At 67.9% G+C, this 12832-nt stretch carries 14 protein-coding genes; 4 read left to right on the plus strand and 10 right to left on the minus strand.

Going from position 1 to position 12832, the window contains the following annotated elements; all coding sequences use genetic code 11:
• The first annotated feature begins 18 nt into the window (after positions 1–18).
• From pufL to EQZ23_RS00270, 4 genes are read left to right on the plus strand one after another with little or no spacing between them, the layout of a single operon-like run.
• On the plus strand, positions 19–843 hold the full coding sequence (pufL, locus tag EQZ23_RS00255) for a photosynthetic reaction center subunit L (protein ID WP_128452508.1): 825 nt from the start codon (positions 19–21) through the stop codon (positions 841–843).
• Positions 844–856: 13 nt separating this feature from the next.
• The gene (gene pufM / locus EQZ23_RS00260; RefSeq protein ID WP_128452509.1) at positions 857–1831 is read left to right on the plus strand and encodes a photosynthetic reaction center subunit M; all 975 of its coding nucleotides are present in this window, start codon (positions 857–859) and stop codon (positions 1829–1831) included.
• On the plus strand, positions 1828–2922 hold the full coding sequence (pufC, locus tag EQZ23_RS00265; RefSeq protein ID WP_128452510.1) for a photosynthetic reaction center cytochrome PufC: 1095 nt from the start codon (positions 1828–1830) through the stop codon (positions 2920–2922). Before pufM ends, pufC begins: the two co-directional genes overlap by 4 nt.
• A 58-nt stretch (positions 2923–2980) precedes the next feature.
• Positions 2981–4327: a DUF3422 domain-containing protein gene (locus EQZ23_RS00270; protein ID WP_128452511.1), complete on the plus strand. Its 1347-nt coding sequence runs from the start codon at positions 2981–2983 to the stop codon at positions 4325–4327.
• Positions 4328–4393: 66 nt separating this feature from the next.
• Here the strand turns inward: EQZ23_RS00270 and hemA are convergent, their stop codons facing one another.
• From hemA to bchL, 10 genes are read right to left on the minus strand one after another with little or no spacing between them, the layout of a single operon-like run.
• Positions 4394–5614, minus strand: coding sequence for a 5-aminolevulinate synthase (gene hemA / locus EQZ23_RS00275; protein ID WP_128452512.1), 1221 nt, complete (start codon positions 5612–5614; stop codon positions 4394–4396).
• Positions 5604–6410 carry a putative photosynthetic complex assembly protein PuhE gene (gene puhE, locus EQZ23_RS00280; protein WP_346427798.1) on the minus strand — a complete coding sequence of 269 codons (807 nt, stop codon included), beginning with the start codon at positions 6408–6410 and terminating at the stop codon, positions 5604–5606. Before puhE ends, hemA begins: the two co-directional genes overlap by 11 nt.
• On the minus strand, positions 6404–7528 hold the full coding sequence (acsF, locus tag EQZ23_RS00285) for a magnesium-protoporphyrin IX monomethyl ester (oxidative) cyclase (protein WP_128452514.1): 1125 nt from the start codon (positions 7526–7528) through the stop codon (positions 6404–6406). The genes puhE and acsF overlap by 7 nt, the downstream gene beginning before the upstream one ends.
• Positions 7525–7821, minus strand: coding sequence for a hypothetical protein (locus EQZ23_RS00290; RefSeq protein ID WP_128452515.1), 297 nt, complete (start codon positions 7819–7821; stop codon positions 7525–7527). Before EQZ23_RS00290 ends, acsF begins: the two co-directional genes overlap by 4 nt.
• Positions 7818–8300 (minus strand): photosynthetic complex assembly protein PuhC, encoded by a 483-nt coding sequence (gene puhC / locus EQZ23_RS00295; RefSeq protein WP_128452516.1) that lies wholly within the window; start codon positions 8298–8300, stop codon positions 7818–7820. Before puhC ends, EQZ23_RS00290 begins: the two co-directional genes overlap by 4 nt.
• Positions 8297–8983: a photosynthetic complex putative assembly protein PuhB gene (puhB, locus tag EQZ23_RS00300; protein WP_128452517.1), complete on the minus strand. Its 687-nt coding sequence runs from the start codon at positions 8981–8983 to the stop codon at positions 8297–8299. Before puhB ends, puhC begins: the two co-directional genes overlap by 4 nt.
• Complete coding sequence (gene puhA / locus EQZ23_RS00305; RefSeq protein ID WP_128452518.1) at positions 8980–9747, minus strand: photosynthetic reaction center subunit H; 768 nt, start codon at positions 9745–9747, stop codon at positions 8980–8982. Before puhA ends, puhB begins: the two co-directional genes overlap by 4 nt.
• A gap of 10 nt (positions 9748–9757) precedes the next feature.
• Positions 9758–11218 carry a BCD family MFS transporter gene (locus EQZ23_RS00310; RefSeq protein ID WP_128452519.1) on the minus strand — a complete coding sequence of 487 codons (1461 nt, stop codon included), beginning with the start codon at positions 11216–11218 and terminating at the stop codon, positions 9758–9760.
• The gene (gene bchM, locus EQZ23_RS00315) at positions 11215–11925 is read right to left on the minus strand and encodes a magnesium protoporphyrin IX methyltransferase (protein WP_128452520.1); all 711 of its coding nucleotides are present in this window, start codon (positions 11923–11925) and stop codon (positions 11215–11217) included. The genes EQZ23_RS00310 and bchM overlap by 4 nt, the downstream gene beginning before the upstream one ends.
• Entirely contained in the window at positions 11925–12827 is a 903-nt protein-coding gene (bchL, locus tag EQZ23_RS00320) for a ferredoxin:protochlorophyllide reductase (ATP-dependent) iron-sulfur ATP-binding protein (protein ID WP_128452521.1), read from the minus strand. The genes bchM and bchL overlap by 1 nt, the downstream gene beginning before the upstream one ends.
• Between the last annotated feature and the right edge of the window lie 5 nt (positions 12828–12832).

Raw genomic sequence — 12832 nt, forward strand, 5'->3', positions numbered from 1 at the left:
GGGAAACGGAGACGTGCCATGGCGCTGTTGAGCTTCGAGCGAAAATATCGGGTGCGCGGCGGGACGCTGATTGGCGGCGACCTGTTCGACTTCTGGGTCGGGCCCTTTTATGTCGGCTTCTTCGGCGTCACGACCGCGATCTCCGCGCTGCTCGGCACGTTGCTGATCTTCTACGCCGCCTCGCTCGGGCCCAGCTGGAATCCCTGGCTGATCAGCATCGCGCCGCCCGACATCGCCTATGGCCTGGGGCTGGCGCCGTTGCGCGAGGGCGGGTTCTGGCAGGTCATCACGATCTGCGCGATCGTGGCGTTCGTGTCCTGGGCGCTGCGCGAGGTCGAGATCTGCAATAAGCTCGGCATGGGCTATCACGTGCCCTTTGCCTATGGCTTCGCGATCTTCGCCTATGTCTCGCTGGTCGTCGTCCGACCGTGGCTGCTCGGCGCATGGGGCTTCGGCTTTCCGTACGGGATCTTCAGCCATCTCGATTGGGTGTCGAACACCGGCTACCAATATCTCCACTTCCACTACAATCCCGCGCACATGCTCGCGGTGAGCTTCTTCTTCACGACCGGGGGGGCGCTGGCGTTCCACGGCGCGCTGGTGTTGTCCGCGGTCAACCCGGCGGAGGGCGAACCGGTGAAGTCGCCGGAATATGAGGACGCGTTCTTCCGCGACACGATCGGCTACTCGATCGGAACGCTCGGCATCCACCGGCTGGGCCTGTTCCTCGCATTGTCGGCGGGGTTCTGGAGCGCGATCTGCATCATCATCTCTGGGCCGCTCTGGACGCGCGGCTGGCCCGAATGGTGGACGTGGTGGCTCAACCTGCCGATCTGGTCCTGAAGGGGGTATGGCGATGGTGCGCTATCAGAACATGTTCACCCAGGTGCAGTTGCGCGGTCCGCTCGAGGCGGGACCGCGGCTCCCCTCGGGCAGCTTTCCGCGGGTCGGCACGGGCAGCTATAACTACTGGATGGGCAAGCTCGGTGCCGCCCAGATCGGTCCGATCTATCTCGGCCGGCTGGGCCTCGCGTCGCTGATCTGCGCGTTTCTGTCGTTCGAGATCATCGGGCTGAACATGGCTGCCAGCGTCAACTGGGATCCGGTCCAGTTCGCGCGCCAGCTTCCCTGGCTCGCGCTCGAGCCGCCCGGCCCGCAATGGGGGTTCAAGCTGCTGATGCCGCTTGCCGAAGGCGGCTGGTGGCAGATGGCAGGCTTCTTCATGAGCGCGTCGCTGATCCTGTGGTTCGTGCGGACGTACATACGAGCGCGGGCGCTCGGCATGGGGACGCATGTCGCCTGGGCGTTTGCGGCGGGGATCCTGCTGATCCTGACGCTCGGCTTCATCCGGCCGCTGCTGATGGGCAGCTGGGCGGAGGCGGTGCCGTTCGGTATCTTCCCGCATCTCGACTGGACCGCCGCCTTTTCGATCCGCTACGGCAATCTGTTCTACAATCCGTTCCACTGCCTCTCGATCGCGTTCCTCTACGGCTCGACGATGCTGTTTGCGATGCACGGCGCGACGGTGCTGGCGATCGGGCGCTATGGTGGCGAACGCGAGATCGAGCAGATTACCGACCGCGGCACCGCGTTCGAACGCGGCGCGCTGTTCTGGCGCTGGACGATGGGATTCAACGCGACTGCCGAGTCTATCCATCGCTGGGCGTGGTGGTTCGCGGTGCTCACGCCGCTGACGGGCGCGATCGGGATCCTGCTGACCGGAACCGTGGTCGACAACTGGTATCTCTGGGCGGTGCTGCACGGCTATGCGCCGGGCTATCCGGACACAGGCGTCGTCGATCCCGCCTTGCTTCCGGGAGGTGTACGATGACGGAATTGTCCACCAAGACGATGATGCTCGGTGTGGCGCTCGTCCTGCTCGCGGGTTGCGAGATCGGCGCCAAAAAGGCGACGCAGACGGGGTATCGCGGCGCCGGACTGAACCAGATCATCAACCCCAAGCTGATCGCGGCGGCCAGTGCGATACCCGAGCCGCCCTATCCGTTGCCGCCCGACGGCGGTCCCACGGCGGGGGAGAGCTACGAGAATGTGAAGGTGCTCGCCGGACTGGGCCGCGAACGGTTCGATCATCTGATGGCCGAGATGACCCAGTGGGTCGCGCCGCCCGAGCAGGGATGCAATTATTGCCACAACCCGGAAAACATGGCGTCGGACGAGAAATACACCAAGATCGTCGCGCGCCGGATGCTGCAGATGACGCAGGCGATCAACGGACGCTGGGCAAGCCATGTCAAGCAGACCGGGGTCACCTGTTACACCTGCCATCGCGGCAATGCGGTGCCCGAGTATAAATGGGCGATCGCCGAAGGGACGCCAGAGCCGGGCAAGGTGCTGGGCAACCGCCACGGCCAGAACGCGCCGAATCCGAATGTCGGCTATGCGTCGCTGCCCTATGATCCGTTTGCCGAATATCTTGGCGGACGGGCGCAGATCCGGGTCGCCAGCAGCAGTGCGTTCCCGAACGCCAACCACATCGTCTCGATCAAGGCGGCAGAGAAATCCTATGGGCTGATGATGCATGTCAGCGGCGCGCTGGGGGTGAATTGCACCTATTGCCACAACAGCCAGTCCTTCCGCTCCTGGAACCTCAGCAGCGCGCAGCGGGGCACCGCCTATTACGGCATCCGCATGGTCCGCGACATCAACCAGACCTACATCACACCGCTGCAACCGATCTTCCCTGCCAATCGCAAGGGGCCGCATGGCGATCCCTACAAGGTCAACTGCACCACCTGTCACCAGGGCATCAACAAGCCGCTGGGCGGGGTAAGCATGATCGACCAGGCGCCGATCCTGAGGGGCGCGTTGATCGCACGCGCGGCGCCCGAGGGGGGACCGGGCGCCGGCGTCGTGGTGCCGGCCGCCTTTGCCCGGCCGGCGGCGATGACGGACGCAAAGTGATGCGATCCGCGCCGCCGGGGGCGCGGATCGCACCGCTATCGGCCGGGCGGGCCTGACGATGCACAATCACCCGTTGCGCGCCGCGCTGGCCGAGGAGATGCATCTTCGCCGACTGCCGCGCTTTGCCGCGCCGTGCCGGCTGGTGCAGATCGTGACCGTGATCGAGGAGGCGGCGGCGGACGCGGCACGCGCGCATATCACGACGCTGGCCGAGCAGGGCCGCGAGATCGTCCCCGTGGCGGGGAAATATGGCGTGCTGGGCCTGGGGCCGGTGACGCTGGTGTGGGAGCGGCATACGGAATTCGCGACCTATACGCTGTTGCGCGGCGGTGCGGCCGAGGCCGAGGTCGAGGTCGAGGTCGAGGTCGAGGCTGGGGCAGCCGCCGGCACGCCGTCGCGATATGCGCCGTCGCTGTTCGATCCCAGCCCGTTCGATCCCAGCCCGTTCGATCCCGGCCCGTTCGAGCCCGCGCTGTCGGCCATATTCAAGGACCTGCCTGGCGCGATCATCCGAGCGACTCAGATCGCGCTGGTGCCGCGTGAGGCGGGTGATCCGACAGCCGACGATCTCGAACGCTGGTTCGCGTCGGAAGCGACGATCCTGTGCGATGTCGCGGACGGCGCAGCGCGGATCGTGTCGGATTTCCGGCTCAATCCCGACGGTTATGGCCGGTTGCTGGTGCTCGACCGCGGACTCGAGCGTGACGAACCGGCGCAGCTCGTCATGCGCCTCCAGGAGCTCGGCAACTACCGGAACATGGCGCTGCTCGGTCTGCCGCTGGCGCAGCGGCTGACACCGAGCGTCTCGGACCTCGAAGCGCGGCTTGCGAATCTGACGCAGGCGGTCTCCGAACCGACGTCGCAGGACGATCGCCTGCTCGACGAACTGACCTTCCTGTCCGCGCGGCTCGCCCGGCTGGTCGCCGAAACGCGCTATCGGATGAGCGCGACGCGCGCCTATGCGCAGTTGAGCACCGATCGTCTCGCCAGTCTGCGGATCGGTGGGGTGCGCGGATACCAGACGCTGGCCGATTTTACCGAGCGGAGGCTGGTGCCCGCGGTCCGGACCTGCAATTCGTTCTCGGCCCGGCTCGAGGATCTTTCGCAGCGCGCGGCCTGGACGAGCGAATTGCTGCGGACGCGGATCGACATTGCGCTCAGCAAGCAGAATCGCGACCTCCTATTGTCGATGGACCGTCGCGCGACGGTGCAGCTGCGGCTGCAACAGACGGTCGAAGGGCTCTCCATCGTCGCGATCAGCTATTATCTGGTGTCGCTCATCGGCTATCTGCTGACGGCCGTTCCGGGCGTTCATCATGACGTCGCCACGGCGGCGGCGGTGCCCGTGGTGATCGCGCTTGTCGCACTGGGGCGCTGGCGGATGCACAAACATCTGGCGGCGTGACGTCCGCCGGCACCGGCGGCGACTTTCCCGAGCCGTCGGCGCCTTTTTTGCGCCGACGGCAACCGGTCAGGCCGCCATCGCCCGCCGCGCCAGCGCGCATTGCGACCAGATCTCGCTGAGCGCGGTTACCAGCGTGTCGATATCCGCATCGCTATGCACCGGCGACGGCGTCAGCCTGAGCCGTTCCGTGCCGACGGGGACGGTCGGATAATTGATTGGCTGGACGTAGATGCCATGATGTTCGAGCAGCCAGTCGCTAATCCGTTTGCACTTGTGCGCATCGCCGACGATCACCGGGATGATGTGGCTTGGATTGTCGAGCGTAGGAATCCCGGCCGCATCGAGCCGGCGGCGCACGGTCACGACGCGATCGCGGTGCCGCGCGCGTTCGACCTGGCTCACCTTCAGGTGACGGATGCTGGCGGTCGCTCCCGCGGCGAGCGCGGGGGGGAGGGCGGTCGTGAAGATGAAGCCACTCGCAAAGCTGCGGACGAAATCGCACAGCGCCGCCGAGGCCGCGATATAGCCACCCATCACCCCAAAGGCCTTGCCGAGCGTGCCCTCGATCACCGTGACGCGGTCCATCAGCTCCTCGCGCTCGGCAACCCCGCCGCCGCGCGGACCATAGAGGCCGACGCCGTGGACTTCGTCGAGATAAGACAGTGCGCCATGCGCCTCACAGACGTCGAGCAGTTCGGCGATCGGCGCGATGTCGCCGTCCATCGAATAGACGCTTTCAAACGCGACGATCTTGGGCCGCGACGGATCGATCGCGGCCAGCCGGCGATCGAGATCCGCGGGGTCGTTGTGCGCGAAGATCTGCACGTCGGCACGGCTGTGGCGAATGCCCTCGATCATCGACGCATGGTTGAGCGCGTCGGACAGGATGACACAGCCGGGCAGTCGCGCGCCGAGCGTGCCCAGCGCAGCCCAGTTCGAGACATAGCCCGAGGTGAAGAGCAACGCCGCCTCCTTGGCGTGGAGATCGGCCAGTTCGGCCTCGAGCAGCACATGGCTGTGCGTCGTCCCCGAGATGTTGCGCGTGCCGCCCGCACCCGCGCCGCACCGGTCGATCGTCGCATGCATCGCCTCGAGCACCGCGGGATGCTGGCCCATGCCGAGATAGTCGTTCGAGCACCAGACCGTCACGGGTCGCCGGGTCCGACAGATGACCTGTTCGGCCGCGGGAAAGGCGCCGGCGGTGCGCTCCAGTTCTGCAAAGACCCGGTAATTACCGTCGTCACGTAGCGTCGCGAGCTCGCCTTCGAAAAATGCCTCATAGTCCATGCGATCTCCCCCGTCCTTCGGTGATGGCGGCCTGTGCCGCTCGTGTGGATGAAACGGCCCAGCGCCACAGGCGCGCATCGCGCATCGGCAGGACCAGAAACAGATGCTCGACGAGCCCGAGAACCGCCAGCCCCGCGAGCAGCGTCGCCGCGGCTGCAGCACCGCTGCCGGCGGGGGCTCCCTCCGCGACGGTCCAGGCCCAGCCCGCGGTCCCGCCGCTTGCCAGGATCGAGGCCGGGAATAACGGATTCAGCCGGCGCTTGCGAAAATAGCTCTTGAGATAGGCCAGATGCGCGGGGAACACCTCGTCGCTGAGATTGGGCACGCCCAGATACAGGTTGAACTTGGCGGACAGCCGCAACACGAACAGCAGCAGGAAGGTGAGCGGCGCGGCCTGGTTCGACCCGCCCCAGCTGACCGCGAACAGCAGGATAGCGGTCGCGGCGATCGCGAGCTCGTGATGGATCACGGTGGCGGTCGCGGCGCGGAAGCGTCGCCAGCCGGTCGCGTCGGGTGGACATTCGGTCCGACGCGGACCCGCGACCGCCCCCATGAGGAAGCTCATCTCGTGCCACCCCCAGATCAGGATGGCCGCCGCGAACCCGGTATAGGCGGCGCCGGCGCTCGCATCGTCGGCGATCGACCCGACCAGCGCGACCGCGGCGATCGCGACCAGCCCGGCGATCGTGAGGCTGGTGCGGAACGTCGCCGCAGGGCGGCTGTCGAGCCAGACCACCGCGGCGGTCCCGATAAACCACATCAGAAGCGCGAAAAGCAGCGGGGGAATGCTCACCACGCCGGGACCAGCCGCACCGTCGCGGGCGCGGTGTTGCGCTTGACCGGTGTGAGATACAACCAGGCGAAGCTGACGGCGGCGGCGGCGGTCAGGCCAAGGCGCTGGATCCCCCCGATCACCCCGCCGCGCGCTCTGGCCGCGTCGATCGCGCCCGCGATCCGCCGCATCCGCTCCAGCCCGCCGCGGAAGCGCGGACTGTCGGTGTCGAGCACGACCGGGAACACCTGCCGCGTGATCGCCGAACAGATCGCGAAGACGCGCATGTCATAATCGGTCGGGTCGATCCCCAGCGCCGTGTGAAAGGCGGGCCGGTTGTGATCGCGCACGTACATCGTCGCATAGACCGCAACGAGGAAGAAGCGGATCCACCACTGGTTGACGCCGCGCAGCAGCTTCGGGTCGGTGCGCATCAGGATCGCAAAGGCATCGCCGTGGCGGAACTCGTCATTGCACCAGCGTTCGAACCAGTCGAAGATCGGGTGGAAGCGCAGCTCGGGATGCTGGGCGAGGTGCCGGTAGATGGTGATGTAGCGCGAATAGCCGATCTTCTCGCTGAGATAGGTCGCGTAGAAGATGAATTTCGGCCGGAAATACGTGTATTTCTTCGTCCGCGTGAGAAAGCCGAGATCGACGCCGATGCCTGCATCCTTGAGCGTGTCGTTGATGAAGCCGGCATGGCGGCTTTCGTCGCGGCTCATCAGCCGGAACAGCTGCTTGATGTCGGGGTTGGTCACGCGCTTGGCGATCTCGGCATAGAGGATGCAGCCGGAAAACTCGGCCGTCAGCGAACTGACGAGGAAGTCGGTGAATTCTTCGCGCAGCCCGTCGGGCAGGCTTTCGATCACGCCATCGAATGCGGCGGTACGCTTGAAATGCAGGCGGTTGGGGTCGCTCGCCATTTCGCCGATCAGCGCATCCCATTCGCCGCGCACTGCCGACACGTCGATCCGGTCCATCGCCGCGAAATCGGTGGTGTAGAAGCGGGGCGACAGGACGGTGTCGGCGCGGGCGATCGCGAGTGTATCGGGCAGGGTGGTATCGGGTGACCGGGCCCGTGAAGGGAGGGGTCCTGCTTCGATGTCGCGCGGTGCGGGGGAAAGGGCGGTGATCCTGTTCATGCTATCGTCCGATCCGAAAAGCTGACCTCGTATAATTCCCTCATCGCGAAATGGCCGGCGAACTGTGTCCAGAGCCGCCCGGCCAGACCCGCGCGTTCGACCGTCGCGATCCGATCGACCACGCAGCGCTCGCCGAAACCGACCCGGATCGGTGCGCCGTGCACGCGCACCCTGTCGCCGGGCCCGATCGCGACATCGCCCGCCAGCACGACATGCGCGCAGAGGAACGCGTCGCTATGCTCGATCTCGACGCGGCAGGGCGTGTCGAAGCGGGTGGACCGCAGCAGAGTCATGTCCCGGGCGCCTGTGCGGGCAGCAGCGCGGCAAAGGTCGCGCGGTTGGTCGGGCCGAATGCGCTGAGTTCGATCGTCCGGCCCGTTGCGGTGTCGGTCAGCGACAATTCGCCGTCCCGCCAGAGCGTCAGCGTGAAGGGGGGGCGGTCGCCGATCCCGCGCGCGCGCCGGTCCCGCGCCAGCCCGCGCATCACGCCGCGGACGAAGCCCGTCTTCTGCCCCGCCGCGATCACCGTCACGGTCCCGCCGCGCGCATTGCCGATCACGACCGAACCATCGGCGCGGTCGATAAAACGCAGGTCGCGCGACGCGACGGGGGCGATGTGCGCCTGTTCCCGCAGCAGCACGGGCGAGGCCGCCGGGGCGATGCCGGCGAGGCGAACGATGCTGGTCGCGGCCAGTGCGAAGGCGACCAGTGCGCCGGCACCGATGAGCGTGGTGCGCGGGACCAGGTCCGGATGGGCGCGCGCGCCGCTCATGCCGCCTGCACCCTGGCGAAGACGCCGCCCGCCGGCACCGGCTGGGCTGCCGCCTGCTGCTCCGGCGCGTGCTCGATCGTGTCGGCAGCCGCCAACTGCCCTGTCGGATGCACCGTCAGGCAGGTTCGGGCGATCAGCGCGGCGACGGTCGCGGCATCGGACACCGCGCGGAGCATCGGCCGCGGCGTGACGATCCGCCAGGGCCGGGCGTGCGGCCACAAGGCGAGATAGCCGAGCTTGTAGCGGCCGGTGACTGTCAGCGGCATGTCGCCCGTCCCGTCGGCGCGCTCCGCCAGATCGACCGCGCCGATCAGCGCCAGCGGCAGGTTGATGCATTTGGGCAGCGCCATCCCGATCCGCAGCACCACGCGGCGGGTGGTCAACGTGTAGAGCGTCGTCCGCGCCGCGCCCCACGCGAGCAGGTGCAGCAGCGTGACGCCCAGCAGCCCGACGATCGCGGTCATCGCGGCTCCCACAAGGTCCCGCGGACCGTCGATCCCGTGCCGTCCGGCCTCCGCCAGCGCCCACAGCGTCAGCGCCGCGAAATAGGCCGCGACCAGCCGGGTGTGGAAGGCGGTGCGCGCGAGCACCCGCCAGTCGGGTGATCCCTGCCACAGGATCCGCTCACCCGGCGGGGGAACCCCGGGAAGGCCCGGGATCGGTTCGACGTCGTGCTCGGTCACAGCAGCGGCTCCTGACGTGCGGGCGTGGCGTAGAGATAGCCGCCGCCGAAATAGGCCTGGACGCGCTCCTCCTCGTACAGCGTGATCCGGTCGGCGGCCTCGATCGGCGGCACGTCGGCGAACTGGCTGGCAAGCAGCGCGTCGATGACGACGCGGCGGCGGTGGCGATCGACCTTGGCCATCATCATCGGCGCGAGCACCGCGCGGTCGCCGACCGACACCTGCATGTAGCGGATCAGCCGGTCGGCGCGGTCGATCCACAGATCGTCGATCGTCCCGGCGACCTCGCCATCCGCGCCCAGCATCGGCCAGCCGAGCAGGTCCGGATCGCCGACCGCGACCGCATAGTCCGACGCCACGCTGAGCGGGACGATCCGCGGATGTCCCTCCATGTCGAGATCGGGATGCCGGGCGCGCTCGGCCCAGGCGGCGGGGCCGATGCCGTCGACGAGCGGATTGCCGGTCGGCGCATAGGGCGCACCCGCGAACCGGTCGGTGCGCCTGGCTGCGATGTCGACGGGCTCGCGCCCCTGGGTCGGCGCGGTGACGCGGCCGCGCCCGAACGGCAGGAGGAACGACTTGGTCGAGGCGGTATGCAGCGGTCCGCCGACCGTATCGAGCCGGCCGGTCAGCTCGTCCTCAAGCGGATAGCCCTCGCGTCGGTCCTCGCGGCGCAGGTAGAAGACGAGCACGAGGAAGAACAGCGCGAACGCCCACAGGACCAGAAGCGCGACGTCGATGCCGGATGTCAGATGCGGGTTCATGATCGTCCCTTCAGACCGGAAATTCGCTGAGACCGAAACGCGGCACCGGCCGGTCGCCGACCGCGGTGACGATCGCGCCACGGCCGCGCACGAGCGGGCCGAGTGCGACGAGCGTGCCGAGCAACAGGAGAATTTCGACGCCGTAGACCGCGGCATAGCCGGTGACGGGGGTGGCGAGCGTCGGGCCGTACGCCCCCGCCATTGCCGCCGCCGAGACGAGGTCGCGCAGGACCGCGCCGATTGCGATCGCGACGCCGGCGCTGGTCGCCTGCACCGCACCCCAGGCACCCAGCGCGAGCCCGGTGCGTCCGTCGAGCGGTCCCGCGTCGGCGATCGCCATCGCCGCAGTGAGCGTGCCCACCGAGAACAGCCCGCCGCTAAAGCCGATCAGCGCCGCACCGGTGCCGAGCATCGCGACCGACGACAGCGCGCCAGCGAAGATCACGCACAGGAACGCGGTCACGCCGAGAACGCCGCCAAAGCCCGCCAGCTGGTGTGGATCGTCGCCCTCGCCAAGCCGTCTGGCGGCGAGCGCGAACCCACCCAGCATGCCGAGCGCCCAGAGCGCGGTCAGCGCAGTGGTCGCGCCGACCGTCATGCCGAGCACCTGCCCGCCATAGGGTTCGAGCAGCACGTCCTGCATGCTGAACGCCGCGGCGCCCAGACCGACCGCGACGAGCAGCCGCAGCGTGCGCGGGCGGGCGATGAAGACCGCCCAGATCGCGCCGAAGTGCGGGCGGGCGGGCCGGGGCACGACCGAGCGAGGCCCCCGCGCTTCCTGTTTCCACATCGCGACGAGATTGAGGCCTACGGTCAGCACCGCCGCCCCCTGGATCAGCTGCACCAGTTTGGTCGGCGTGAAATCGGCGAGCAGCCGGCCGATCACGATCGCGCTGACCATCATGCCGAGGACCAGCATGACGTAGAGCAGCGCGACGACCCGCGGACGCGCATCGTCAGGGGCGAGGTCGGCCGCGAGCGCCAGCCCCGCGGTCTGCGTGGTGTGCATCCCCGCGCCGACCATCAGAAAGCCGAGCGCCGCGCCGATCTGTCCGAAGATTGCAGGGCCCGTGCCGCCGCCGGTCATGACCAGCAGCGCAAAGGGCAGGATCGCCAGGCCGCCGAACTGAAGCATCGTTCCGAACCACAGATAGGGCACGCGCTTCCATCCGAGCAGCGAGGCATGGTGATCCGACCGGAACCCGATCAGCGCACGCAGCGGCGCGAGCAGCAAGGGCAGCGAGACCATTGCTGCGACGAGGCTGGTCGGCATGCCCAGCTCGACGATCATGACGCGGTTGAGCGTGCCCGTCAGCAGCACCGCGGTCATCCCGACCGAGAGCTGGAACAGCGACAGCCGCAACAGGCGGCCGAGCGGCAGGTCGTCGGTCGCCGCGTCCGCGAACGGCAGAAACCGGGTCCCGAGCCGCGCCCAGAACGCGCCGGTCTTCAAGGCGACCAGCCGGTTCATGCGGCGACCATCTCCAGCGCATGGCTGGTGTAGAAGCCGCTGGCGACGCGCGCGTCGCGGCCGATCCGCGCATGGCCGACGCTCGCGTGCAGCTGTCCGCGCAGGGCGCGTTCGCGGACCGGCTCGATCGCCGGCGCGCGGTCGGCGCGGGGAAAGAGCGTCCCGATCGCGTGCATGACGACCAGCGGCCGGGTCGACGGCGCGAAGGTGAACAGCATCGAACCGCGCGTGCGTCGGGTCAGCGTCTCTACCAGCTCGACGATGTCGGTGCTGCGGTAATGGATCAGCGAATCCATCGCGACGACATGATCGAACATGCCGAGCGCAGGATCGCGCATGTCGCCGACGCGCCAGTCGATCGCCAGCCCGGCCGGCGACCGGTCGCGCGCGACATTGACGAGGCTGGCGGCGAGATCGATCGCGACCACCGAAGCGCCACGCCGCGCCGCCTCGACCGCCAGCGCGCCCGTGCCGCAGCCCGCGTCAAGCAGCCGCAGCCCGGTCATGTCCGCGGGCAGCCACGACAGCAGCGTGTCGCGCATCCGGTTGCGCCCGGCGCGAACCGTCGCGCGAATGCCGCTGACCGGGGCGTCGGACGTCAGCCGCGCCCAGGTCGCCGACGCGGTGCGGTCGAAATAGGTTTCGAGCCGGTTACGGCGCGCGGCATAGCCGGTGCTCAGGGCGGTGGGGGGAACCAGGCTGGCCATCATTCGAACCCCAGAAATTCGAAGATGTCGCGATCCTTCATCGGCCGGGCATCGAGCGCGTCACAGCCCGACCACAGCAACGCGGCGAGGCGCTTATATTCGTCGCACACGGCCGCGACCTCGGGCGTCTGCTCCATTTCGAACAGCGTGCATTTCTTGAGGCGGCTGCGCCGGATCGCATCAAGATCGGGGAAATGCGCGAGACGCTTCAGGCCGGTCGCGGCATTGTAGCGGTCGATCTCGTCGGTCGCGGCGGACCGGTTGGCGATGACGCCTGCCATCCGTACCTCGTAATTCTTCGCCTTGGCCTGGATCGCGGCGGCGATGCGGTTCATCGCGAAGATGCTGTCGAAATCGTTCGACGCGACCACCACCGCGCGCTCGGCATGCTGCAACGGGGCGGCGAATCCGCCGCACACGACATCGCCGAGCACGTCGAACAGCACGACATCGGTTTCCTCGAGCAGATGGTGCTGTTTCAGCAGTTTGACGGTCTGGCCGACGACATAGCCGCCGCATCCGGTGCCCGCGGGCGGCCCCCCCGCCTCGACGCACATCACGCCATTATACCCTTCGAACATGTAATCCTCGGGCCTGAGTTCCTCGGCGTGGAACTCGACGGTCTCGAGCACGTCGATCACCGTCGGCATGAGCTTCTTGGTCAGCGTGAAAGTGCTGTCGTGCTTAGGATCGCAGCCGATCTGCAGCACGCGTTTGCCAAGCAGCGAAAACGCCGCGGACAGGTTGGACGAGGTCGTCGACTTGCCGATCCCGCCCTTGCCGTAGATCGCGAACACCTTGGCGGAGCCGATCCGGTCGGCGGGATCTAGCCGGACCTGAACGCTGCCCGCGCCATCGGGGCGGGTTCCAATAGGGGGGGTAGGGGGATCGAGCAGGGCCATGATAT

It is taken from the genome of Sphingomonas sp. UV9, from assembly GCF_004101245.1.
Lineage (GTDB): Bacteria > Pseudomonadota > Alphaproteobacteria > Sphingomonadales > Sphingomonadaceae > Sphingomonas.